A 24,056-nucleotide genomic window follows, 5' to 3' on the forward strand; every position below is an offset into this window, starting at 1 on the left:
GGAGGTTGACCGGGTGCTGAACGGTGGGAAGTCTATTTGTGCTGTAGTGTGAGGATTAAAATAGATATAAAAAAATCCATCTGCCTGTTTTAAGGGCAGATGGATTTAAGATAAAACAGCAAAATAGAGGCGATGTTCTGAGCTTAAATCAGCCTCTTCTCTGAAATAACAATTCCGTCTTCATCAGCATATGCAAAATCCCCAGGTTTCCACTGAACATCCCCAAATGACAGGGTTATATCTTTTTCACCTTTGCCTTTTTTATTGCTTTTTAAAGGGTTTGTTCCGAGCGCAAGAACTCCAACGTTCATGTGGGAGATATCTGCGGAGTCGCGGATGCATCCGTAAACAATTACACCGGCGAGATTGCGCTTATTTATAATGCCGGCAAGGCGGTCTCCCAGTAATGCACAATTCCTGGAAGCTCCGCCATCCACAACAAGGATATGACCTTCCGGAATTGTTTCAAGAGATTCCCTTACAAGCACATTATCTTCCAGCACTTTGACAGTGGAAATCGGACCGGAGAATGCCTTTTTCCTCCCATAGGAAATAAACGGTTGTTTGCAGATAGCTAATTCGTTGGAATATTCATCACACAAATCCGCTGTTTTAAATGCCATATCTTATCCATCCTCTTTAGACAAATTAAGTTTAAGCAGGTTAAAAGTTTGACTATTTTTTCAAACTTATCCGATATTTATATAACTGTCAAGAAAGTTTGTTATTATTTTGGCCGTCCTGATACTGGTTTGTGGAAAGGACTGCGTCATAACAGCGCTTCATCTTAACTCCATTTGCCCGGTTCAATCACCCGCATTGGGCGCATCATGTCATAATCTTCGTGCTCGAGTATATGGCAATGCCATACGTAGTCACCTGTGAATGGGCCGAATTGGACGATGACGCGTGTGATTTGTCCTGCCGGCGCTGCCACCGTGTCCTTCCAGCTTCTTTCATTCGACTTGGGTGGTTCTGCCGTGCCCGTGAAAACAATTTCTCCGTCTTTATTATAACGGTCAAGGTCAAATGACCGCCGATCCAGCACCTGAAATTGAATCAGATGAATATGGATTGGGTGGGTAAAATTTGTGACGTTGGTGAATGACCAGACTTCGGTTGAACCGAGTTCAGGTGTCTCAGTTACCGGGTCGCCCCATTTTTTGTTATTCAGCAGTAATAAAGGGCGGCCAAGATTATCAGTCGAACCGATAAGTTTCAAGTTTCGAATGTGCTTGATGTTGTTTTGTCTGAGCGAAGGAATTCGTGTTAAATTCCGGGGGATTCTGCTTCTGTCTTCTGTTGATAAAGGAAGATTGACTTTAAATTGCATGACATCGTCTGTCTCATCTTCAGGATCGGCATTTGGTCCAAGGTCATTTTTCAACGTGATTGTTTCTCCTTTGCGTTCGGAAAAATCAATGATTACATCAAACCGCTCGGCTGGTTCAATCGCTAAATTGTCCAGCTTAGCTGTTTTCCGCATCAAACCGCCATCAGAGCCGATTTGATAAAATGACTGGCCAGAACCCAAATGGAGCTGATAGGCACGTGTGTTGGCGGCGTTCAGAATACGGAAACGATATTTACGCGGTTCGACCTCCAGATACGGCCATATTTTCCCATTAACAACGTTTGTTTCACCATTAAAGAAAGGTCTGATGGACGGATTTGGCCAGTTTTCCTGCGTGTCATCCGGTTGCGAAGGATAGAACAGGTCGCCGTTATCATGAAACGATCTATCCATGATGATAAGCGGGATTTCATAGTCTCCAGAAGGAAGTTTCATATGCTTTTCCCGTTCATCCCGTATAATATACATACCTGCAAGCCCGGCATAGATGTTCAGTCGTGTTATTCCCATCGCATGGTCATGATACCATAATGTGGCACCGTGCTGGTGGTTGGGATAATGATAGACGTCGGTTTTAAATTCAGGCCCGGTTTCCCTGAAGTCTCTTGTATACCAAGCTTCAGGATACCCGTCACTTTCCGGTTTTGTTTCACTGCCATGTAAGTGTGTAACGGTGCGAACTTCCGGAAGTTCATCAAGATCATGAAACGATTTGTCAATCGGCAAGAAATGTTTGTCAGGCAGCTTGTTTTCCCATTTAACCTGAATCGGTTTCCCGCGACTGACATCAATGATAGGGCCAGGAAACTGTCCGTTGTAGCCCCACAGCCGTGTCGGTCTTAAATCACGATGCATCTTATGACGGAACTCCGTCATCTCGACCTCATAATAAGCTTCATTTTTGTCTTTGCGTAATGGTTTCAGTATTTTCGGTATTGGCAAAGCATCCACAAATTTCGTAAGTTTTTTGTTCAATATGCTCAATCCTTTCAAATGTGCGTTTATAACAGTAGATGTTTGAAGGGGGAAAATTGAATGGGCGAAAGTGGGAAAACAGAAAGTCGATTTGGCGAGATAGTCCAAGACAGAAGCTCATCTCATAATAAATTAACAATATTCACACTTACATAATCAGTGATAATGTGAGATAATATGACAATGTACAACTAGACTTAAAGACTCATTTAAAAAGAATATTAAATAGATTAGCTATCGGGGGACGAGAAAGTGAATGAAAAGAGAGCAAGTCGGAAAAGGCCGAAAAGACGCTTGTTAAAAATAACAATCGCCGTTATGGTTGTGCTGATTGCCGGAATTGGGCTTTACGTTTTTTCCATTTATGGCAATGCCAAGGATACCGTTAATGAAAAGATGCACGAACCAGTCGATTCGATCGACCGTAACACGACACAGAAAAAGATGGAAGCATCCGAGCCGCTGAATATTTTATTGCTAGGTGTGGACGAACGTAAATACGACAGCGGCAGGTCGGATGCGCTGATGGTTCTTTCACTGAATCCGAAAGATGACTCAATGCAGCTTGTCAGCATTCCGCGTGACACACGAACGACGATTGTCGGCAAAGGGTTTGAGGACAAAATCAATCATGCTTATGCGTTCGGCGGCAGTGATATGTCCGTTGCGACGGTTGAGAATTTTCTGAATATCGAACTGGACCATTATGTCCGTATGAATATGGAGGGGCTTAAAGAACTGGTTGATAAGCTTGGTACAATCACGGTCGATAATGAAATTGCCTGGAATGACGGGAAGTATGATTTTAACACCGGTCCTGTTGAGATGGATGGGGATAAGACGATGGCGTATGTCCGCATGCGCAAGCAGGATCCGGACGGTGACTTTGGCCGGACGGAACGCCAGCGGAAGGTTATCCAGGGAATTATTGAGCGTGGTGCTTCCGTTGGTTCAGTTACAAAAATCAATGACTACATCGATGTTCTTGGCAGCAATATGACGACCAATATGGACTTTGACGATATGAAGAAGCTGTTCAATGGTTATCGCAGCACCCGGAAAAACATTGCCAGCTATCAGATGAAAGGCAGTGGCACGAATATTGATGGTACTTACTACCTGATGGTGCCGGATGAAGAAGTAGCTAAAGTGCATGGAATGATCAGTAAAGAAAAGTCATGAGGCACATTACTGCTACGTTTGAGAAGGAAAGACGTATGTCACAAAGAACTGACATGCGTCTTTTTATTATTTTGCCGGTTGCTTTTGAACCAGTTTAGCATCATATGGCAGGGGAATAGATATAAGATTAAAATGCAGTTCTTGAGAGCGAAGTGAGTGGATAAAGATGAAACAGTTATTGAAATTGAGTATGATCGGTATTTTAGCGGGCATCGTTCTACTGGGCTTATTAAAAATTGTTGAGATTTTTACAGGCAGTCAAGCTTATGTATTGCTGCTCAATACGGACTATATTCCCTTGATAAACGATTGGGGACCCGAGGATTTTGGCGGTATCGTGTTTCATTTTGCTTTTTGTATCGTCAGCGTCGTCGCACTGTTTTATGTTCTTAAACAGTTTCGGCTTGAACGGTCGATATTGGCTTATCTTGTCATTTTCACCGGCGGCAGTGCGATTTTATATACATTAACGGGTTTAACCGAGCGACCCCCGGCGATAATGGATATAACGGCTTGGACGTACTGGACAACCGCGCACGCTGTGTATTCTCTTACAGTTGGTTTCCTCGTTAAGCATCGGGCTTAGCTTTTCAGGTGAAAATAGATTACCCCCCCAGACCCCAGGGATAACGGCTGAGGCAGGAGGGGTTTCAACAGTTGGTTTAAACTAATTTGCATCGTTTTGGTTGCTTTTATGCTTTCGTTCACTCTTAGACGATTGTTTAGACTTGAATTTTTTCTTTTCATCTCTTAATTCTTCTTTTAAATCTTCATGAGGTGGCTCGTCCATAAACTTTTTCTGCTCTTCAAACTCTTCCCGGGAGGTTTTAGTTCTAGTCTTTTTTATTGATAAATCATCTGATTTCTTGTTCATGTTTTCACCCCGCACAAAGGTTTTGCTTGTGTTTTGCCTGTTTTAAGCTTAGATAAACATGGTACAATTTTTTGGCGGTGCAAACCTTTTAAAGCATCCGTTCATCCAACGATACCCATGGCCGCTGTTGATGCCATTCCACGTTGACCGGCATGCCGAAAAACTGTGAGAGGTTATCGGCTGTCAGCACGTCCTCGCTTGAGCCTTTTGCAAATACAGTGCCATCACGAAGCAGCAGGGTCCGGGAAAATTCCGGTAAAACTTCTTCAATATGATGCGTGACAAAAATAATCGTCGGTGCGCCGTCCTGATTGATCAGCTCCTGAATGGAAGACAGCAGTTCTTCCCGGGCAATGAAATCCAGACCGCTCGTTGATTCGTCCAAAAGCAGTAGATCAGGTGATGCCATCAGTCCCCTGGCGATAAGAAGTTTTTGCCGTTCTCCCTGTGAGCACGTCTGATAAGCCCGTCCGGTCAAATGACTGCACCGCATCTGCTTCATGATCCGGAATGCTTTTTCAAAATCCGCTTCGGCTGGTTCCTCGTATGCCAGCCCGATTGATGCGTATTTTCCGCTGACGACAATGTCCTCGGCTCTTTCAGTTTCTCTGATCCGCTCCTGAAGCGATGAGCTGACCCAGCCGATGGACTTGCGGAGTTCGCGGATGTCAGTTTTTCCAAATGGCTGGTCTAAAACGCGGACATGGCCGGCGGTTGGCCAGGAATAGCCGGTCACGATATTTAACAATGATGTTTTCCCCGAACCGTTTAACCCTAAAATGGCCCAGTGTTCACCTTTTTCGACACACCAATTGATATCGGATAAAATGTTTTCCTGCTGCCGTCTCCAGGAAACAGCCTGAAGGTCAATGACGTTTGTCAATCTTATCCCTCCTTAAAAAATTCCCAGGCGGCCGATTCTGGCTGCCGCTTCTTCAAGGCGATCCGCTGATTCGAGCAGTCCGACACGCACGTAGCCATCTCCATATTTGCCAAAGCCTCGTCCCGGGGCAACTACAACGTGTGCCCTTTCCAGTAACAGATCGGCAAATTCCTCGGATGTATAGTTTGAAGGGACAGGGAGCCATGCGAAAAATGATCCTTCCGGTGTGTCAACCTCCCATCCGATATCGCGGATCATACGGATGAACCGGTCACGGCGTTCGGTATATGTATCGACCAGCCGCCGAACCGCGCTTTGGTCACTGTTCAGTGCTTTGGCAGCTGCACTCTGCACAGCACCGAATAAACTGACAAACATATGATCCTGTATCTTATTAAGTGCTTCTATGACGGACGGATTACCAGCAGCAAAAGCCACACGCCATCCGGCCATGTTGTATGTCTTGGATAATGTATAGATTTCGATGCCGATATCTTTTGCCCCTTCAGACTGGAGGAAGCTTTGTGGTTTTTGATCATCAAAACCCAATGCCCCGTATGCAAAATCCTGCACGACGCAAATGTGATGTTTTTTGGCTAGCTTAACCGTTTCATCATAGAAATCCTTATTTGCGGTAACAGCAGTCGGGTTGTTCGGGTAATTCAAAAACATCAATTTTGCCGCATCAAGTGTCTCTTCAGGAATCGTGCTGTAGTCCGGCAAAAAGTGATTTTCCCTTTTCAATGGCATGAAATATGGATCGGCATCAGCCATGGCAATGCCTGACATGTAATCCGGATATCCCGGATCCGGCAAAAGTGCTGTGTCTTTCGGATTCAGCAGACACTGGCTTATCTCCACCAGGCCGGCTTTGCCCCCGAACAAAACAGCCACTTCCGTTTCCGGATCGAGGGAGACGCCATATTCACGTTTATAATAATTGGCTGCTGCTTCTTTTAAATAGCGGAATCCACGAAAGGGTGAGTACTTGTGATTGGCCGGATTTTCGGCAGCTTCCTGCACCTCTTGAATGATATGGTCCGGTGTCGGCAAATCGGGGTTGCCCTGACCAAGATTGATGACATCGTGTCCTTGCTGTTTGAATTCCTGTGTTCTGGCAACAAGTTTTGCAAAAAATTGCTCAGGCAATCGTTTCAGCATGTCTGACTGTTCGAAATTTTGTGTCATGTACACTCCCCCAAAGATTTAATTGTTTTAAATGATAGCTTTGATTAGTAGTTTTGTAAAGAAATACCACCACGCAACAGATGCATTTGTTTTGAGAGGGAAAAATCCGGACAAGACACTTTTGCCTTGTCCTATTTCCCGTCACCGCCAATAACGGTCATTTCAACGTTGGTCTCCAGCAGTTCATCCGGATGTTCCATTTTGAATGGATCATGCGAGTAAACGGTCATATCGGCCAGTTTGCCGCGTGAGATTGTTCCTTTGATGTTCTCTTCATTTGTTGGGTATGCGCCCATTTCCGTGAACAGACGGAAAGTTTCACTCATGGATAACTTTTCATGCGGGTTCCAGCCTTCATGATTTTCTCCGGGTGTCTTTCTAGTGACAGCAGCATGAATGCCCATGAGCGGATCAATCGGTTCGACCGGCGCATCTGACCCCCCGGCACAAGTGACCCCCGCCTGCTGGAGTGTTTTCCAGGCATAGGAAAGTTTTGAGCGTTTCTCTCCCAGCCGTTCGTTCACCCATGGAAAGTCGCTTGGAACAAACCGTGGCTGGATGTCGGCAATCCGGCTTGGGTCAGCCAGACGTCTGATCAGTTCCTCCCTCAGTATTTGCACGTGAATGACCCGGTCCCGGTAAGGAACGGACGGGAGCTGATCCAGAATGTCCAGGACGTTCTCAAGCGCCTGATCGCCGATTGTGTGGATGGCGACCGGCATGGAAAGCTCCCGTGCGTCCTGAACCATTTTGAATAGTGTCTCCAGATCATACATGGCTTCACCATAATTTCCCGGGGAGTCGCTGTAGGGGTCTGACAACAGCGCAGTCCGTCTGCCAAGTGCCCCGTCAGCAAACAGTTTAACCGCTCCGATTTGCAATGTGTCATTGCCGAAACCTGCATACATGCCATTTGTCCTCAAATCACCCAGAAAATCATGATCGATTAACAGATTGGTTCGGAGCCCGAGTTTTTCCTGATTCAGTAATTCATCATAAAGCTGATAGGTCTGGTTAAAACCGCCTAAAAAATGCGGGTCGTTCGTATGTACACTTGTCAGCCCTTTTGAGATGGCGAATTGTATTGTTTTGCGCAATGCGTTTTTCAGCTGATCATATGATTTTTCCGGTATATGTTCTGTAATCAACTGTGAGGCCGATTCAAGCAGGAGTCCGGTTGGCTTTCTGGTTTGTTCATCAAGCACAATGGTCCCGCCTTCAGGAACAGACATTGACGGATGATAATGACATGCCTCGAGCGCTTTGGTGTTAACAAGAAAGGCGTGGCTGCAGACCCGCGGAATGTATAATGGATTACCCGATGAGACGTTGTCCAATTCGTTAATTGTCGGAATGCCGCCGTCAGTGAATAAGTTTTCGTCCCACCCCCTTCCAAGCAGCCATTCGCCTTGCTTCAGTGTGTTTGCGTATGATTGAATTTTTTCAAGCATTTCGTGTTTGGACGTGACACCGGTCAAATCCAGATTAAGAAAATGTTCAGCCGTGATTGAAAGGTGCAGGTGACTGTCAATCAGTCCGGGTGTGACCGCTTTTCCGTATAAATTGATCGTTTCACTGTCTGGATTTTCCCATCGCAGCTGCATAACATCGGTTGATCCCATATCAATGAACCGGCCGTTTTCAACAACAACAGCCTGTGTAATTGGCCTCACTTTGTCGAATGTATAAAAATTTCCGTTTATGTAGATTTTTCGCATCGTTATAACACACCTTCCTGGTGACAGAGAATCATCGGTAGAGTTGTTTTAATCATAACAAAAATTCAGTCATTCAGGTAGAAGGTTTCTCTCAATCATTCATTTTTGGATTGAAATTAATCTTTATCTATAGCAAAATAGAAGAAACAGGATTGGGATAGGGGGTCTGTACCCGTTGTCCAGCAGATGGGAGGCGGCTTTATGATTATTAACGAAAATTATGTTGATAGACGGGATGTTGTTTATGTGAAGGAAACGGATAATAAGCAGCAGGCACTGAACACGATTGTTGATTCAGGATATCGCTGTATACCGGTCCTTGATGAAACCAGTGAAAAATATGTCGGCAATGTTTACAAAGTTCATTTGATTCAACAGGAGTTAGATGCGACACTCGACGGTCCTGTCAGTGAACTGGTGACCGATCAGGAAGGTTATGTCAATAAAGCGGATCCGTTTGTCAAAGTGTTTTCATCGATTAAAGAGCTTCCTTTTTTGGGTGTTGTTGGTGATGATAAGAATTTTCTGGGCATTTTAACTAATGGGAATATCCTTCAGGTGCTGGAAAATGCATGGGGCGTGCATAACGGCAGTTACTCGCTCACGATTGGCACAATTGAATATTCCGGTGCTTTAAGAAAAATGCTCAGAGTAGTTAACAAGTATTGCAATTTGCAGAGTGTCATTTCCTTGAACAACGATTCGCAATTTGTTCGGCGTGTCTGTATTGTGCTGCCTGACGATGTGGAAGAAAAAACAATGCGGCGGGTTGTGGAGGATTTGGAAAAAGACAAATTTACCGTGACAGATATTGAAGAATTATAAACGTGGGGGCCCCGTTTACAAGAGCGTGAGGTGGGAATCCTCGCGCTTTTTTAATAGAACATACTGACTTTGGCTGCTGATCTGATCCGGATTGGCAGTCATTTTTTGATTGTTTGTGAACGTTTATGATGGTATTATAATGATTGAGGAGGCTAATGCGATGTTAACGGAGGAACGGCATCAGGTTATTGTGGATCTTTTAAAGCAGGATGGCATTGTGAAGTCACAGCATCTGATGGATGTCATCAGCTGTTCTGAATCGACTGTCAGGCGCGATTTGGACCAGCTTGAGGATGCGGGGCAGCTGATACGCATTCATGGCGGGGCAAAGCGCACCTATCAATTGGGCGAAGAGTTGACAGCTTCAGAAAAATCATTCAAAAACACTCAATCCAAAGAATTGATCGGAAAAATGGCGGCGGAGCTAGTTGAAAACAACGACGTCATCTTCATTGATGCCGGCACAACAACTTTTGCCATGCTGCCGTATTTGAGAACGAAACAAATTACGGTTGTGACAAATGGGATTCAGCATGCCTCGCTTCTCACTGATCAAGGTGTTGAAACTTACGTGCCGGGCGGAAAGATCAAACCTTCAACCAAAGCGATTATCGGGTCACAAAGTTTGAACGAACTGAAAAACTACCGTTTCGATAAAACTTTTTTAGGTATGAATGGCATTGATCTGGCCTTTGGCTGTACGACTCCGGACCCTGAGGAAGCAGCTTTAAAGCAAATGGCTTATCAGCAGGCGGCTGCCGGCTTTCTTTTAGCAGACCAGAGCAAATGGAATAAAGTTAATTTTGCCAAAGTGTGCGAACTGGAGGATGTTACCATTGTCACGGACACTTTAACCGATCATCTTCAGCATTACCAAGATAAAACAACCATCATGGAGGCAGCGAAATGATTTATACGATAACGCTTAACCCTTCAATTGATTATGTCGTTCAGGTCGATCAGCTGAACCTCGGCGAATTGAATAAAATGGAAAACGAAATGATGTTCCCGGGCGGCAAGGGGATCAATGTTTCCCGCGTGTTGCATGAGCTGGCTTATGACACGACAGCCCTTGGGTTTTTGGGGGGGGTTACCGGTGATTTTATTGCCGGTGAATTGAACAACAAAGGCATTCGCACCGCTTTTACGCCGATAAAGGGTGACACACGAATTAACATTAAACTGAAGTCTGGAAGCGAAACGGAAATTAACGGCCGGGGACCAGAGATCCCGCCGTATGAAGCTGATGATCTGCTCCATCAGCTTGAACATGTCACCGGTCAGGACATGGTGATTTTGTCGGGAAGCACACCGCCATCATTAACCGATGATTTTCATCAGCAAATGATTGAGCGAACAGTCGAATCAGGTGCACAATTTATCATCGATACGACAGGTGATTCTCTGAAATCCGTCTTGCCTTACCGGCCGCTATTGGTCAAGCCGAATAAGGACGAACTGGCTGAATTATTTGGGGTGACGTTGAGCGATCAGGATGACGTCATTTATTACGGAAAACAATTGCTGGATTTGGGTGCTCAGCATGCGATTGTTTCCATGGCGGGCGAAGGAGCACTGCTTTTTACTGAAGAAGGCATTTACCAAGGTCAGGCACCGCGGCGACAGGTTAAAAATTCCGTTGGCGCCGGTGATTCGATGATAGCCGGATTCTCAGGAAAATTCACGGAAACAGCAGATGTGATGGAAGCATTCCGCATGGGTCTCGCAGCAGGCAGTGCGACTGCTTTTGCGGACGATTTAGCCAAGGCAGGGGATATTTTTCCATTACAGGACAAAATCGATATCACCCGGATTGCTAAATAGGAGGGGAGAAACATGAACATAAACGCCTTGCTGCGCAAAGATATCATGATTATGGATATGAAAGCTTCAGACAAATCTGCCGCCATTGACGAAATGGTGGCATCCCTTGCAACGAACAATGTGGTGAATGACGCCGAGACGTTTAAAGAAGCCATTATAAAACGGGAAGAACAGACATCGACGGGTTTGGGCGACGGAATTGCTATGCCGCATGCTAAAACGGATGCGGTTAATGAGGCAACGGTGCTGTTTGCCAAAAGTGAGAACGGTTTGGATTATGAGGCACTGGACGGTCAGCCAACATTCTTGTTTTTCATGATCGCGGTTCCGGATGGCGCGAATAATACGCATCTCGAAACATTGGCAGCATTATCGCGTATGCTGATTGATCAGGATTTTGTGGCGCTATTAAAACAGGCCTCGACACCGGAAGAGGTCCAGGCGCTTTTCGATCAGGAAGAGGGGGGACCACCGGAAGAACATTCTGAAGAAAAAGCAGGGTCGAATGATGAGCGGCCGTTCGTTGTTGCCGTCACAGCTTGTCCGACCGGGATTGCCCACACGTACATGGCAGAAGATGCACTCAAGAAACAGGCGGCAGAAATGGGTGTTGATATCCGGGTGGAAACAAACGGTTCGGATGGTGCGTCAAATGCTCTGAGTCAGGCGGAAATTGAACGAGCGGAAGGTGTGATTATTGCCGCCGATAAAAATGTTCCAATGGCCCGTTTTGACCAAAAGCCGGTGCTGGAACGACCGGTCAGCGAAGGCATCAATAATGCGAAAGATCTGATCACAAAAGCGATGAATCGTGATGCATCAATTTATCATGCTGCTGAAACTGCTGAAGCGGATGATGAGGCGGCGTCATCAACGTCTGTGTGGCGGAAAATATACAAGGATTTGATGAACGGTGTTTCGCACATGTTGCCATTCGTTGTCGGCGGCGGTATTTTGATGGCGGTTTCGTTTTTATTGGAAAGCGTTCTGGGAGATGACCATGCGTTTTTCAACTTCTTCAATACGATTGGGAGCAACGCCTTCAATTTTCTGATTCCAATTCTTGCCGGCTATATTGCCATGAGTATTGCTGATCGTCCCGGCTTGATGCCCGGTCTTGTCGGCGGATTTATGGCAGTGGAAAGCAATGCCGGATTTCTGGGCGGATTGGTTGCCGGTTTTCTGGCCGGTTATCTCGTGCTGCTTGTGAAACGATGGTTCCGCGGTTTGCCAAGGTCGCTGGACGGGCTAAAGTCAGTGCTGCTTTATCCGGTGACAGGCCTGTTTCTGATTGGTCTTTTCATGTATTTTATTATCGGCCCGGTCTTTTCAACGATTAACACCGGCATGATCAGTTTTCTGGAAAATCTCGGAATGGGCAATACGGTCATTCTCGGGGCGCTGCTCGGCGGGATGATGGCGATCGACATGGGCGGTCCGTTTAATAAAGCTGCCTATACGTTTTCGATTGGCATTTTCACCGATACCGGCGATGGCAGTCTGATGGCGGCTGTGATGGTTGGCGGTATGATTCCTCCGATAGCCATTGCACTGGCAACAACGTTTTTCAGTAATAAATTTACGGAAGAAGAGCGGAAATCAGGTGTGACGAATTATGTGATGGGACTTTCCTTTATTACAGAAGGTGCGATTCCATTTGCGGCTGCCGATCCGGTCCGCGTCATCGGCTCATCTGTACTGGGTGCCCTGATTGGCGGCGGTCTGACGCAGCTTTGGGCAAGCTCAATACCAGCACCACATGGCGGTATTTTCGTTATTCCACTAGCTGAGCACGCGCTGCTATTCCTGGTGGCTCTGGCAGTTGGTTCCGCTATCGCAGCAATCACTCTTGGTTTGTGGAAGAAAACAGTCCGATAATGATATGTACAAGGAGGTGGTTTTTATGCCACACTCCTTGTTTTGTGTGGATCTGCCCCATTTAAATTTCGTCCGGCTGCCGGGTGAAATTTGGTACGTCTTTCACGCCGATCATTCGTACGTATGTGAACATCTGTCCTTTATGATGAATTTCATGATCGATGGCATTGGAGAACCAGTATGTCCCAGGTGCGCGCACCTTATTGAACAGAATATAGCCTTTCATCTGATACGTAAAAATGGTTGAGATCGCTTCTTTAGTTTCTTCTGTGTATCGCTGCACTATTGTTCGGACATCATTTATTGTCTTGTAATCAGTCTCCGCGGGAGGGTCTTCGAATTCACCTTTTTTAATCCCTTTAACAAACATATAAGTTGAGGTAACGATATGTATGGCCAGTTCCCCAAGCGACATGGCACCATCCCATGGCCTATAATCCACATACTCATCATCTGCCAGCGCCAGCAGATCATCCAGCACCATGCGATGCTGCAGCCAGCCATTTACAGCACCATCCATTCCGCTGCTCATCTGAATCGCCCCTTTCAAAAGTCAACATACATTCAGTATAACGTTTAATGCGGCGTGCTGCCTATTTATTTGTCCTAGTTGGTTGGGCGCGTTGTCTGACACCTGTCACACCGGCAATAGTTATCAGGCTGATCTGGCTTTTATTTAAAAAGCGTATCGGAAGCCTTGTTGTACCTGCCCCGCTGTCAATGTATAAGTGCAGACCATCACTGATGTGAAACGTGCCTTTATCATATGTTGGGAAATATCCCTGACCCGGTGCTATGAGTGCACCAATCAAAGGGAGTCTGATTTGGCCTCCGTGTGTATGTCCGCTAAGTATCAGGTCGGCCGGAATCGGTTCATTCTGCTTTATAATGCCGGGTGAATGTGACAGCAGAATGGTATAGTGTGTATTTCCTATGTCTCTAAAAGCTTCACCGAGGTTGTCATGTTCGGTGCCGGGATCATCAATGCCGGCCAGATTAATGGTTGCACTTCCTTTGGTGATACGGGTGTGCCTGTTATTCAGAAGTGTTACGCTGTGCTCTCTGAGTGCATTAAAAAACTCCGCAGTGCGGCCGTTTTCCCATTCATGGTTGCCGGGTACAAAATAGACGTGCTCATTGATGGCAGTCAATTGGTCAACGAGCGGCAAAATGTGCTCAAATGTCATGGTGGTTTTATCAATCAGGTCTCCCGTCAGCACAATCAAATCGGCATTGGTGTTTTGGACCGCGCTGATCAGTCGTTCGTGGTCATTCCCAAAAACGTGATTATGCAGGTCACTGATCTGCAATATGGTGAATTTCGCGTCTTCTTGAATTTTTGAACTGCGGAACATCACTTTTTCCAGCTTGAAATAGTGGGTATCACGCTTGATTTTAACGAGACATGCGAAAATGAATGCAAGAAATGTGAAGACAGCAAACAGCTTTTTCATGGTACACCATCCCGAAGTCAAAATAAGTTATTTAAGTGTAGCACGTTCTGACCAGGGGTGGCAATTGGTTTGGCGGGTGCGGGATTGCGGTGTTATTGTGTCTTCATGTGATGTGTTTCACATGATTGTCACATTGTTATAGTTACGTGTGATTTGCATCACTGTTTGGGAAGATTTACAAGCTTAACATGATGTTTATAGGAAAAACTCCTGAAAACACATAAAAATCAATACTTAGCTGGAGGGAACTTGAATGAGTCTGAATTCAGAAAAACTGGCAATTGTTAAATCGAGTGCGCCTGTCTTAAAGGAAAACAGCACTGAAATCGGCAAGCGTTTCTATGAACTGCTTTTTACAAAGGTGCCGGACCTTCGCAATATATTCAATCAGACGAATCAGAAAAGGGGTTTTCAGCAGGAAGCGCTTGTGTACGCTGTGTACGCTGCGGGGGAGAATATCGACAGTCTGGAAAATATCAATCAGCTTGTCGAGCGTATCGCTGAAAAACATGTGTCACTTGGTGTCAAACCTGAACAATATCCGATTGTCGGTGAGGTGCTGATCCAAGCTGTTCAGGATGTTCTTGGCGATGCGGCAACAGAGGATGTCATTGATGCATGGCACGCTGCTTATGATTATATTGCCAATTTGTTTATCGAACTCGAACAGAAAAAGTATCATGAAACAGAACAGCAGGCAGGCGGCTGGACAGGGTTCCGTGAATTTATCGTTAATGAAAAAATTCAGGAAACAAGCGATGTTGTCTCGTTCTGTCTTAAGCCGAAAGATGGTCAGCCAATTCCGTCTTATAAGGCGGGTCAGTATTTGACGATTAAAGCTAAAGTTGATGGTGAATCGCATACACATATGCGCCAATATAGCCTGTCCGGACCGTCCGGCAAAGATTATTATAAAATTAGTGTGAAACGGGAAAAAGGCCATGGGAATGTGCCAGATGGTATTGTTTCCAATTATTTGCATGATCAGGTGGCAGAAGGTGATATTCTTGAATTTTCCGCTCCTGCAGGCGACTTTATAATCGATAGCGAAAACGATCCAATTGTATTACTCAGCGGGGGAATCGGGATGACACCGGTTGTCGGCATGCTGGAAACACTTGCCGAAACAGAGTCCGAACGTCCGGTAACCTTTATCCACGCGACACAAAACAGTGCAGCTCATGCGATGAAAAAGCATATTGAACAACTTGCAGCCGAGCATCCAAATATTTCATCGTTTGTCTGTTATGACAGTCCGAACAATGAGGATCGCACACGCCAAAACTATGATAAGGAAGGCGTTGTTGATCTGCCATGGCTTCAGTCGATTTTGTCGTGCGGCAACAATGCGGATTTTTATTGCTGCGGTCCCGCACCATTCATGAAGGCTGTCGACCAGGGGCTTAAAGAATGGGGCGTCTCAAGCGAGAATCGGCATTATGAACTGTTTAATCCGGTGAGTATATTAAACGAAACAAGCGAGGAGAAAGAGGCAGCAGTTTTGTGATATGTTTTCATAACAACATTTGAAAAGGTCATGAAAGGAAGGGGAACTGTCGAGCTCCGAGACAGTTCCCCTTCAAAACATCAGCCCGAGAAACAAAACATCAGCCCGAGCGCTGCAACATGAGCTGAAGCAATAATACATGGACGAAATCTCTAAAACAGTTTCTGCTAGTTTTTTTGGTTCAAATTCCTGTTAATAAGTGATATTCTTTTTACAATGAATCGTTGATAGGGAGAAGAAAGGGATTGAAATCAATGGGGAAAAGTATGAAGCACGCAACCTGGGCAGAAACTAAAAAACGCTGCCGGCTAAATCAGGCTGATATACAAATGGCAAAGGAACTTGGCATGAAACCGAAAAGCCTCATAAAAAATATTCCGGCACCAAAAGAACATTGGAAAGCACCTGTGAAGGTTTGGGTTCGTAACCTTTATGAAGAAAAGTTTGGTAAAGTGCTCAGGCCAGAAAAGCCAGGGCCGGCTCAAAACGGGAAACAACCGAAGAAGTCTCCCAATACTCAACAATATATTTCAGATGAGGAGTTGCCATTTTAGGTGAAACTGCTAACTGAAGATGAGATTCGAGGAATTCTGCGAGCAGCGGATGACATTATTGCAGCAGGCGGACGAACACTGCTTGCCAAAATTTTGAAGGGGTCACGCGAGAAAAAGGTTCTGCAGTTGGGACTGAACGCCTGTCCTGTATACGGTTATTTTAAGTCAGAGAAACTGGATGCTGTATTAGACAAGATTGATTGGATGATTGATCACGATTTCCTGGATATCGAATACAGCGGAAAACTGCCAATGATTATTTTCACAGAACGCGGATGGGAAATTGAGCGTGATCAGCGTGCGGATGAATTTATAAATGAGTGGGACCAATGGCTGGCAGCCGGTAAAGAAAGCCCTGATATGTATTACCTGAAAGACCGTAATCGTGGCATGATATGGCTACTGCTTGATAAGATACAGGAAACCGGAAGCAAAAAGTACATTCCATATTTAAGGGAATGGGAAAAAATTGATTATAAAAAGGTCAGAGCCAGGATACAGCAAGTCATTCGGGTATTAGAATCAGGTGTGCCGGATGACGGAAAAACTGCCGTCAACAGAAATGACGCTATTAATGAAGCATTGAAGGGTTCAGAGCCAAATGATATTGACCTGAGATGCATAGAATGCGGTGATTATTTTACTTTTACTGTTGGCGAGCAGCAGTTTTATAAACGGATGGGATTTGTTCACCCTAGACGGTGTGAGTCCTGCCGGGAAAAAAGAGATCTGGAATTTTTCTAAACGGTTGGATAATAAAAATCATATAAATGACAGGTGAAATCGAGTATGAAATTTGAAGATGAAAATGATCGTCATTAAAAGACCTCTATTGCGCAAACTAATAAAAAAGCGCAATGGAGGTTTTTATATGAGGAAACATAATCAGACGGATGAAGAATCAATCAGGGAACAAAGCCGCCGTTCGGGAATGTCATACAATGAGGCGAAGGCATTTATCGCGCGGACGACAGGCGGGCACGGCACAAATATTTATAGCAACACTGATGCAGAAGAGGTGAAAAGGAAAAACCGGGAATCGGAAGACAATAAATCATAGAACCGCCTGAATTATTTGGTGAATCGTGCGGAGAGTTTCGGATCGTGCGAGAGCAGCACCAACTTGTGCGAGAAGGACCCCAACTCGTGCGGGAACAGCACCAATTTGTGCGAGAAGGACCTCAACTCGTGCGAGAACAGCACCAACTTGTGCGAGAAGGACCTCAACTCGTGCGAGAGCAACACCAACTTGTGCAGGTCCCCGCTAGGTTTTACTGTATCTTGTACAATCAAATTAAAAACGCCATGCGGCCAAAAAGGCACCATGGCGTTTTTAATATCTTAACGTCGTTCCAATCGCGCAATCCGCTCGTCAATAGGCGGGTGTGATGAAAAAAGCGAGATCATTTTGCTTTTTCCATTAATTTTCATGGTTTGAATGGCTGAGTCATCGGTGCGATCATTTACTTGAGCCATTGCTGTCCGGTTTTTCAGCGAGTGGAGCGCATGGGCCATTTTATCACGTCCGGCAAGATCAGCTCCTCCGTGATCTGCACGGTATTCGCGGTGGCGTGAATATGCGCTGACGACAATACTTCCCAGAATTGAGAACAGTATCTGGAAAATAATGATCGCAGCAATTCGGACGACTGTCTGGAGTTCAGAACGGACGAGCCGTGCTGCAAGTATGGCTGCAACTCTGGATAAAAAGACAACAAACGTGTTGACGATACCTTGCAGCAGTGTCATGGTTACCATGTCACCGTTTGCGACGTGGCTTATTTCATGAGCAATCACGCCTTCAACCGCATCATCATCCATTTCATTCAGTAATCCGCTTGAAACGGCAACAAGGGACCGTTTCTTGGTTGGACCTGTCGCAAAAGCATTGACCTCGCGGGATTGATAGACCCCAACTTGCGGCATATGCATCAGGCCTGCTGTGCGGGACAGCCTGTGAACTTTTTCGACGATGGCGCGTTCCTGTGACGATAATTGGCCATTCGGATCGAGCACTTTGACCCCCATCATTTTTTTGGCAATGATGCGTGATATGCCCAATGAGAAAAATGATCCGATAAAGCCCACCAGTAAACTGAATATCATTAATGAACCATAATTGATACCGGCTAACCCATCAGCGTTATTGGTGAATGAGCCGCTGACATCTGTGAACGTTACAATAATCGACCAGACAATTACAATGGTGGTTAATACGAGAATATTTGTCAGCAAAAAAAGAAATAGGCGCTTAGCCATATGGTTCCTCCTCAAATTCAACTTTACGATATTAGTATAGCATGATGTTATGCTCAAAGAGAAGTGCCACATACTTGTTTCGAGTCAGAAGAAAAGAAAATTCATTATTGATTTGATATCATAATAGTTTAAGTATGTATGGGAAACTGGGTGAATAAGTTTATGGTCAGGATTTATACGCTATTATTGTTGGTCATGCTAATGTGGGGGCTGAACGTCTCGGCAATCAAGGTGCTCGTTGATGCGATTGATCCGATGCTTTTAACAGGGTTTCGGGTGATGACGGCAGGAGCAGCTGTTTTAGTGATTTGTTCCGTGATGGGTATATTCAGGCTGCCATATAAGCATGAATGGCTCATTATTTTTTACATAGCGATCTTTAATGTTATTTTGCACCATTCATTCGTTGCGATTGGTCTGAAGATGACAAGCGGAATTAATGGCTCGCTGATTTTGGGAATGAATCCGCTTATCACGGTGATGATGGCTTTTATTATTTTACGTCAGCGTATGTCGTGGCTGCGAATTACCGGCTTTATGCTGGGGTTTGTCGGCGTTGTAGTTACGACGATGACTGGCACGGGTGAACTGACAGGTATATCACTGGGTGACCTTATCGTGTTTCTGGGTGTTGTTGTCCAAGGTTTTAGTTTTGTTTTGATCAGCAAACTAAAGCCGACGTTTGATGCACGGCTCGCAACCGGTTATATGCTTGTGATTGGTGCGGTATTCATCTTTTTGGCGAGTCAGGCGTTCGGATCGGGGATTCAGGAGATTACAAATTTGGTTGACTGGCAGCTGGCGTCCGTCTTTTTATTCAGTGCTGTATTGGCGACAGCATTCGGCCACATGACGTATAATCATGCAATTAAAAAGGTCGGCCCTGCTGAATCGGCTATCTTTATTAATCTGAACACCCTTTTCGCAGTTACCGGATCGGCCATCTTTTTAAACGAAACTATTACCTTGAATCATGCTGCCGGCTTTATCCTCATATTGTGTGGTGTTTTTATGGGAACCGGAGCCCTGGAGCATGTGATTGGTAAGCGGCTGGGAGGAAGATAGGTTGGGACAGGTATATGCCCTTGTCCCGATTACATCACTTTCAACAGCAATCTCTTCAGCAGCGGGGCGAAGTGGTCGGGTAGGTCGGCAACGGTAGGGATCATGATGCGTTCTTTGCCGTAAATGTTGCGCATCAAGTCGTCTTCCTGCTCGCTGATCTCGCCTTCTGCCAGAAACATGCCAATAACGTCGATGTCTTTTTTACGGGTCTCAGAAACCGCGAGGGTCGTGTCAACGATGCCGTTTTCATTATAATTGGATGCGGCCGGTTCGCCGTCTGAGAAGACAAGCAGGAAGCGGTTCTTTTCACTGCGGGCTTCCAATTCTTCTGCGGCAACACGGATGCTGTAGCCGTCGCGGTTGTCTTCTTGGGCTTCCAGCTGCATAATGTTCGCCCCGTGATTATAATAAAGCGAATCATTAAAGGAATGGATTCTATGAAAATAATTGGGCTGATGCTGATCGTTTACGGCTGTTGCTTCTTCCCAGAATCCGATGATTGAATGGGGGATTTTCAAGTCTTTAAGCACTTCATGGAACAGGACAATTCCCTTTTTGGTTTCTTCCATCTTATTCATCATGGAGGCTGAGCAGTCCACGAGCAGTGTAAAGGCAGCATCCATTTCTTTCGATTCTTCATCTTTTTTGTAAAAGAGCCTTGGAAATTCCTCAGTTGCGACAGATACCAATTTTTTCGACAAACGGCCGGCGGTCAAGTTGCCACGAGGTGTCTGCCGCTTATGTTCCAGCATTTTTTCAATTGTTTTTGAAAGCCTGCGCTGGTAAGGTGCGATCTCGTCAGCATATTGACGATACAGCTCCTCGTCGCTTTCAGCCGGGGCTTCGGCGTTTTTAACCACTTTAACGGCGTATTGGTTTTCCCGTCCATAGGCACCGCCGACCGATTCGTTATTTTGACTGTCCTGGCGTTTCTCCATGGCCTTCATATCGGAATAATCATTTTGTTCACTTTTTCCGGATGACCCCTGGATGGATACATGAGCCTGATCGCCTTCCTCCGTTTCACGTGCGCCTTCACCCATCAGACTTGAGCGCGTACCCTGTTCTAATTCGAACTGCATAAAATTTTGCTTTCGGTCGGCATTTTCGTTTTCACCGTGCCAGGTGGAAAATTGCTGTTCGAATGTTTCACTGTCTTCCTCACTAACATCCTCTTCAAGGCTCTCGTTAGCCAGTGGATCGGTGCGCGTCAGCTCATCAAATGCATTTTTTTCCGTATAGTCGGAAAGATTGGCGATTGGAAATATGACATACTCATGCATCATATCGGTATAATCGGATTCCAGCCGAAAGACGATTTGTTCGGTAATTCGTGCTATATCGCTTGTACTGCCGGCTTCAAATAATTGGAAAATCATAGACTTCAGTGCCTCCAGCTGCTTAACCTGTCTTTCAGCAGCTGCCGGAAAAGAAGGATCAGGGGTCTTAGCCTGTGTCAGCAAATAAATCAGACAGTACAATTCATCAAGGGAAAGACTCCGCGTCACATTCGCCTCCAGCTGCTGACTAAAAAACCGGTTTAAATAGTCTCTGCGAATATCAAATAAGCTTGCCGTTCCGGGCCGGTCTTGTTTGACGATTTCCTCAAGACGGATGTTTTCGAACAGCGTGAATACCTGACTGGCAAATTTCGGAAGACCTGATTCGGACATATCTTCCATAAACTGCTGCATTGCCGGGATATCGGAGTGATGCAATGTTCCAACCGTCCGCAGCAGGATGTCCGTCTTGAGTCCGGCTGCTCTTGCTCTGACATTACCGATTCCCCAATTGGCACTTGCGGTTATTTTATAATCTTCATTATCAATTGCTGACCCATAGGCATAGTCAAATTTTAATTCAGGGATACCTGACAGGACAGATGCCAGATCCTGCAACTGCAGGTACAGATGGGTATCGATATTCGTTTCACGGAATCGAAACATACAAATTCTCCTATCCCAAGTTTATCCAAATAGCGTCTCAGCGATGGTCATGACGAAATCCTTTTCCCGGTCTTCGTCAAGTTTATCGGCAATGGCGCGGCGAATGGCTCGTTTCGGCGGAATCATGGCGCTTAGGTCACAAGCGTCAATTAAGGCGCGGATTGAAGCAGCATCTTCTGCCAGTTTTCCCTGGGCGACCGCCTGAATCAGGTCATCAGAGAGCTGTACAAACAAATCAATTATCCGTTTATCATCCAGACGGCTGGTGTCCTGAATCAGCTTTTTCAATTGCTCACCCTGCAGATAAGGGATATCGATCACGACAAAACGGTTTTTTAGTGCTTCATTGAGCGGGACTGTCCCGACATAGCCTTCGTTGATTGCAGCAATCACACCAAAACCGTCTTTGGCGGTGATGATTTCTTCAGTAAACGGGTTGGTGATGGTGCGGCGATAGTCCAGGACGCCGTTGATGAGCGGCAGTGTCTCTGGCTTGGCCATATTGATTTCATCGATATAAAGAAATGTCCCGCTCTTCATCGCATTCGTGACAGGGCCGGGCACAAAGTCGATGATTTGCTTATCACCCTCGTAGTCGAGCGTTTTGAATCCCATCAAGCTTTCCGCATCCAGGTCGACTGAACAATTCACATTGAACATCGGCTGGTTAAACAAATTGGATAATGTCTCGGCAAACCGCGTTTTACCTGAACCGGTCGGGCCTTTCAGCAGCACGTTTTTTCCCATGCTTAAAGCCGTGATGGCGTCTGTCAGCAGATTCTCTTCAGGCGGGACGTATCCGCCTTCACGGATGAGGTCGTTGAATTCATTGTTTGGATTGGTATTTCGATTATCGTCTATTAAATTCCTGATTGACTCAGGCAGCTGATTATATTGTGTCATTGCTGTGCTCCTTTCCTTAGTTATTGTAACTCTTGTGATACGGAGAAGAAAGCTTCACGCATAAGGCACGGTCGCGCAGCAGACGAAGAATTTCGCGCGATGCAGCCATGGAATCGCGCGACGAAGGGACTAATTCGCGCGGCAAACATGAAATATCGCGCGGCAGCTGCATTATATCGCGCGACACCCACTAGTGGAAAGTATATTATCCCGTCCGCCAAGCAAAAAAACACCCCGCTTTATTAAACGGGGTGTTTTTCTGCTTATGTTGACTGTGTCTCTTCAGCATCCTGCTCGGTATACCAAATAAATTTATTGGTATAGCCATAAATAATCACAAGGATAATCGCGGCAAAATTCAGCCACATAAATGGCACATATTGCAGAACAGGGACCCCGAACATCGCGGCCATGAATATGCCGTTATCCGACCATGGCACCATCCCTGAAGTAAGCGTGCCACCCACTTCGGTATTCCGTGAAAGAATGCGTCTGTCAACGTTCAGACGGTCATAGTTTTTTTCCATGATTTTTGGTGTCAGGATTAACGAGACATACATAGCACAGCCGAAAACATTGGATAAAAACCCGGTCAAAAGCGTTGAAACCGATAAACGGCCGGTGTTCTTAATGAAGTTCGTAAACGTATCAACAAGGACCTGAAGCGCGCCGATGTAATTCAATAAACCGCCAAATCCAAGCCCAAGGATAATGACCATGACCGACCCGACCATGCTTGTGATGCCACCGCGGTTTAACAGTTCATCCATAAATTCATTGCCGGATTGAAGGCTGAACCCTTCATAGGCGGTACCTAAGCTTGAGATGAAGTCCATGTTCTGAAAAATGGAAGCCCAGACAGCGCCGAGTAAAGCACCGAATGCAATCGTGGGTACGGCGGGTTTTTTCATGGCCAATAAAACAATGACGACGAGAGCAGGGAGCAGCATAAGCCAGCTGATATTAAATGTGTTGCTGATAGCGGTCATGATGGAATCCACTCTGCTTAAGTCCATGTTATTCGCTGTATACGTAAAACCTATAATTGTAAATGCGATACCGCTGATGATTAATGCCGGGATACTGACATAGAGCAGTGATTTGATATGTTCAATAATGTTAACTTTCGCAACTGAGGATGTCAGCACGGTGCTGTCGGACAACGGTGATAGTTTATCGCCAAAGTAGGCGCCTGACAGAACAGCACCGACAACCATCGGAAGCGGAATACCCAACCCTTCTCCGACGCCTACCATGGCAATACCGGCTGTCCCGGCGGTTCCCCAGGATGTCCCCGTTGCCAGTGACGTCACGGCACAAAGGATGACGGTGGCTAATAAAAATATGCTTGGATGAATGAATTCCAGACCGTAATAAATGATGCTCGGTACAATGCCGCCTGCAATCCAGGTGCCGATAAGAGCCCCGACAGCAATTAAAATTAACACGGCTTCCAATCCATTAAATATGCCATTTTTCAGCGCTTCCTGTAAATCATCGTATTTATACCCCAGTCTCAATCCCAGCAAGATGACCAAAAATAATGCGATAAATAATGCCAATTGGATGGACAAGTCAAATATGCCGGTAAATGAAAAGGCAATTGCCAGGAACAAAACAAGTAAAATGAGCACCTCTAAAATAGTTGGATTTCGCCCGCTGGCTTC

Annotated in this window: 23 protein-coding genes; 11 read left to right on the forward strand and 12 right to left on the reverse strand. The window is 45.6% G+C overall.

Going from position 1 to position 24,056, the window contains the following annotated elements; translation table 11 throughout:
• Window positions 1–143: 143 nt before the first annotated feature.
• Window positions 144–623: a ribonuclease E activity regulator RraA gene (rraA, locus tag VK097_RS00320; protein WP_324209801.1), complete on the reverse strand. Its 480-nt coding sequence runs from the start codon at window positions 621–623 to the stop codon at window positions 144–146.
• 164 nt (window positions 624–787) lie between these two features.
• Window positions 788–2,332 (reverse strand): multicopper oxidase family protein, encoded by a 1,545-nt coding sequence (locus VK097_RS00325; protein WP_414672139.1) that lies wholly within the window; start codon window positions 2,330–2,332, stop codon window positions 788–790.
• Between the two features lie 249 nt (window positions 2,333–2,581).
• On the opposite strand from VK097_RS00325, the gene VK097_RS00330 reads away from it, so the two are divergent.
• Both VK097_RS00330 and VK097_RS00335 read left to right on the forward strand, forming a co-directional pair.
• Entirely contained in the window at window positions 2,582–3,511 is a 930-nt protein-coding gene (locus VK097_RS00330; RefSeq protein WP_324209803.1) for an LCP family glycopolymer transferase, read from the forward strand.
• Between the two features lie 166 nt (window positions 3,512–3,677).
• Window positions 3,678–4,097 (forward strand): hypothetical protein, encoded by a 420-nt coding sequence (locus VK097_RS00335; RefSeq protein WP_324209804.1) that lies wholly within the window; start codon window positions 3,678–3,680, stop codon window positions 4,095–4,097.
• Window positions 4,098–4,178: 81 nt separating this feature from the next.
• On the opposite strand, the gene VK097_RS00340 is transcribed toward VK097_RS00335, so the two are convergent.
• From VK097_RS00340 to VK097_RS00355, 4 genes are all read right to left on the reverse strand, one after another.
• The gene (locus VK097_RS00340) at window positions 4,179–4,385 is read right to left on the reverse strand and encodes a YczO family protein (protein WP_324209805.1); all 207 of its coding nucleotides are present in this window, start codon (window positions 4,383–4,385) and stop codon (window positions 4,179–4,181) included.
• Window positions 4,386–4,473: 88 nt separating this feature from the next.
• Entirely contained in the window at window positions 4,474–5,268 is a 795-nt protein-coding gene (locus VK097_RS00345) for an ABC transporter ATP-binding protein (RefSeq protein WP_324209806.1), read from the reverse strand.
• A gap of 12 nt (window positions 5,269–5,280) precedes the next feature.
• Entirely contained in the window at window positions 5,281–6,456 is a 1,176-nt protein-coding gene (locus VK097_RS00350; protein ID WP_324209807.1) for a pyridoxal phosphate-dependent aminotransferase, read from the reverse strand.
• Between the two features lie 131 nt (window positions 6,457–6,587).
• Window positions 6,588–8,174: an amidohydrolase gene (locus VK097_RS00355; RefSeq protein ID WP_324209808.1), complete on the reverse strand. Its 1,587-nt coding sequence runs from the start codon at window positions 8,172–8,174 to the stop codon at window positions 6,588–6,590.
• A 201-nt stretch (window positions 8,175–8,375) separates the two neighbouring features.
• Here VK097_RS00355 and cbpA point away from each other — a divergent pair, with 201 nt between their 5' ends.
• The 4 genes from cbpA (at window position 8,376) to VK097_RS00375 (ending at window position 12,701) form a co-directional block, all read left to right on the forward strand.
• Complete coding sequence (cbpA, locus tag VK097_RS00360) at window positions 8,376–8,999, forward strand: cyclic di-AMP binding protein CbpA (protein WP_324209809.1); 624 nt, start codon at window positions 8,376–8,378, stop codon at window positions 8,997–8,999.
• A gap of 160 nt (window positions 9,000–9,159) precedes the next feature.
• Complete coding sequence (locus VK097_RS00365) at window positions 9,160–9,909, forward strand: DeoR/GlpR family DNA-binding transcription regulator (RefSeq protein WP_324209810.1); 750 nt, start codon at window positions 9,160–9,162, stop codon at window positions 9,907–9,909.
• On the forward strand, window positions 9,906–10,823 hold the full coding sequence (pfkB, locus tag VK097_RS00370; protein ID WP_324209811.1) for a 1-phosphofructokinase: 918 nt from the start codon (window positions 9,906–9,908) through the stop codon (window positions 10,821–10,823). The genes VK097_RS00365 and pfkB overlap by 4 nt, the downstream gene beginning before the upstream one ends.
• Before the next feature lie 12 nt (window positions 10,824–10,835).
• Window positions 10,836–12,701, forward strand: coding sequence for a PTS fructose transporter subunit IIABC (locus VK097_RS00375; protein ID WP_324209812.1), 1,866 nt, complete (start codon window positions 10,836–10,838; stop codon window positions 12,699–12,701).
• Between the two features lie 61 nt (window positions 12,702–12,762).
• Here the strand turns inward: VK097_RS00375 and VK097_RS00380 are convergent, their stop codons facing one another.
• Both VK097_RS00380 and VK097_RS00385 read right to left on the reverse strand, forming a co-directional pair.
• Complete coding sequence (locus VK097_RS00380) at window positions 12,763–13,233, reverse strand: DinB family protein (RefSeq protein WP_324209813.1); 471 nt, start codon at window positions 13,231–13,233, stop codon at window positions 12,763–12,765.
• Window positions 13,234–13,294: 61 nt separating this feature from the next.
• The gene (locus VK097_RS00385) at window positions 13,295–14,155 is read right to left on the reverse strand and encodes a metallophosphoesterase (protein ID WP_324209814.1); all 861 of its coding nucleotides are present in this window, start codon (window positions 14,153–14,155) and stop codon (window positions 13,295–13,297) included.
• A gap of 253 nt (window positions 14,156–14,408) precedes the next feature.
• Between VK097_RS00385 and hmpA the strand changes: the two genes are divergently transcribed.
• The 4 genes from hmpA (at window position 14,409) to VK097_RS00405 (ending at window position 17,276) form a co-directional block, all read left to right on the forward strand.
• Entirely contained in the window at window positions 14,409–15,662 is a 1,254-nt protein-coding gene (hmpA, locus tag VK097_RS00390; RefSeq protein ID WP_324209815.1) for an NO-inducible flavohemoprotein, read from the forward strand.
• 254 nt (window positions 15,663–15,916) lie between these two features.
• Complete coding sequence (locus tag VK097_RS00395; protein ID WP_324209816.1) at window positions 15,917–16,216, forward strand: hypothetical protein; 300 nt, start codon at window positions 15,917–15,919, stop codon at window positions 16,214–16,216.
• Window positions 16,217–16,960, forward strand: coding sequence for an RQC-minor-1 family DNA-binding protein (locus VK097_RS00400; RefSeq protein WP_324209817.1), 744 nt, complete (start codon window positions 16,217–16,219; stop codon window positions 16,958–16,960). It begins immediately after the preceding gene.
• A gap of 127 nt (window positions 16,961–17,087) precedes the next feature.
• Complete coding sequence (locus VK097_RS00405) at window positions 17,088–17,276, forward strand: hypothetical protein (protein ID WP_324209818.1); 189 nt, start codon at window positions 17,088–17,090, stop codon at window positions 17,274–17,276.
• Between the two features lie 281 nt (window positions 17,277–17,557).
• Here the strand turns inward: VK097_RS00405 and htpX are convergent, their stop codons facing one another.
• On the reverse strand, window positions 17,558–18,475 hold the full coding sequence (gene htpX / locus VK097_RS00410) for a protease HtpX (RefSeq protein ID WP_324209819.1): 918 nt from the start codon (window positions 18,473–18,475) through the stop codon (window positions 17,558–17,560).
• 162 nt (window positions 18,476–18,637) lie between these two features.
• On the opposite strand from htpX, the gene VK097_RS00415 reads away from it, so the two are divergent.
• Window positions 18,638–19,540: a DMT family transporter gene (locus VK097_RS00415; RefSeq protein ID WP_324209820.1), complete on the forward strand. Its 903-nt coding sequence runs from the start codon at window positions 18,638–18,640 to the stop codon at window positions 19,538–19,540.
• 29 nt (window positions 19,541–19,569) lie between these two features.
• Here VK097_RS00415 and VK097_RS00420 read toward each other — a convergent pair whose 3' ends face one another.
• From VK097_RS00420 to nhaC, 3 genes are all read right to left on the reverse strand, one after another.
• Window positions 19,570–21,486: a vWA domain-containing protein gene (locus tag VK097_RS00420; RefSeq protein ID WP_324209821.1), complete on the reverse strand. Its 1,917-nt coding sequence runs from the start codon at window positions 21,484–21,486 to the stop codon at window positions 19,570–19,572.
• A gap of 21 nt (window positions 21,487–21,507) precedes the next feature.
• Window positions 21,508–22,389, reverse strand: a complete 882-nt coding sequence (locus tag VK097_RS00425) for an ATP-binding protein (protein ID WP_324209822.1) — start codon at window positions 22,387–22,389, stop codon at window positions 21,508–21,510.
• Window positions 22,390–22,652: 263 nt separating this feature from the next.
• The coding region (gene nhaC / locus VK097_RS00430; RefSeq protein WP_324209823.1) for a Na+/H+ antiporter NhaC at window positions 22,653–24,056 on the reverse strand (1,404 nt) is incomplete at its 5' end.

It is taken from the genome of Lentibacillus sp., assembly GCF_035301675.1.
Lineage (GTDB): Bacteria > Bacillota > Bacilli > Bacillales > Amphibacillaceae > Lentibacillus.

What these genes read in the sequence shown, in the direction of transcription:
- rraA (WP_324209801.1), bottom strand. Translation starts at nt 623, where the DNA reads ATGGCATTTAAAACAGCGGATTTGTGTGATGAATATTCCAACGAATTA.
- VK097_RS00415 (WP_324209820.1), top strand. Translation starts at nt 18,638, where the DNA reads ATGGTCAGGATTTATACGCTATTATTGTTGGTCATGCTAATGTGGGGG.
- VK097_RS00425 (WP_324209822.1), bottom strand. Translation starts at nt 22,389, where the DNA reads ATGACACAATATAATCAGCTGCCTGAGTCAATCAGGAATTTAATAGAC.
- htpX (WP_324209819.1), bottom strand. Translation starts at nt 18,475, where the DNA reads ATGGCTAAGCGCCTATTTCTTTTTTTGCTGACAAATATTCTCGTATTA.
- VK097_RS00375 (WP_324209812.1), top strand. Translation starts at nt 10,836, where the DNA reads ATGAACATAAACGCCTTGCTGCGCAAAGATATCATGATTATGGATATG.
- cbpA (WP_324209809.1), top strand. Translation starts at nt 8,376, where the DNA reads ATGATTATTAACGAAAATTATGTTGATAGACGGGATGTTGTTTATGTG.
- VK097_RS00335 (WP_324209804.1), top strand. Translation starts at nt 3,678, where the DNA reads ATGAAACAGTTATTGAAATTGAGTATGATCGGTATTTTAGCGGGCATC.
- VK097_RS00350 (WP_324209807.1), bottom strand. Translation starts at nt 6,456, where the DNA reads ATGACACAAAATTTCGAACAGTCAGACATGCTGAAACGATTGCCTGAG.
- VK097_RS00355 (WP_324209808.1), bottom strand. Translation starts at nt 8,174, where the DNA reads ATGCGAAAAATCTACATAAACGGAAATTTTTATACATTCGACAAAGTG.
- hmpA (WP_324209815.1), top strand. Translation starts at nt 14,409, where the DNA reads ATGAGTCTGAATTCAGAAAAACTGGCAATTGTTAAATCGAGTGCGCCT.
- VK097_RS00365 (WP_324209810.1), top strand. Translation starts at nt 9,160, where the DNA reads ATGTTAACGGAGGAACGGCATCAGGTTATTGTGGATCTTTTAAAGCAG.
- VK097_RS00420 (WP_324209821.1), bottom strand. Translation starts at nt 21,486, where the DNA reads ATGTTTCGATTCCGTGAAACGAATATCGATACCCATCTGTACCTGCAG.
- VK097_RS00405 (WP_324209818.1), top strand. Translation starts at nt 17,088, where the DNA reads ATGAGGAAACATAATCAGACGGATGAAGAATCAATCAGGGAACAAAGC.
- VK097_RS00385 (WP_324209814.1), bottom strand. Translation starts at nt 14,155, where the DNA reads ATGAAAAAGCTGTTTGCTGTCTTCACATTTCTTGCATTCATTTTCGCA.
- VK097_RS00395 (WP_324209816.1), top strand. Translation starts at nt 15,917, where the DNA reads ATGGGGAAAAGTATGAAGCACGCAACCTGGGCAGAAACTAAAAAACGC.
- VK097_RS00340 (WP_324209805.1), bottom strand. Translation starts at nt 4,385, where the DNA reads ATGAACAAGAAATCAGATGATTTATCAATAAAAAAGACTAGAACTAAA.
- VK097_RS00380 (WP_324209813.1), bottom strand. Translation starts at nt 13,233, where the DNA reads ATGAGCAGCGGAATGGATGGTGCTGTAAATGGCTGGCTGCAGCATCGC.
- pfkB (WP_324209811.1), top strand. Translation starts at nt 9,906, where the DNA reads ATGATTTATACGATAACGCTTAACCCTTCAATTGATTATGTCGTTCAG.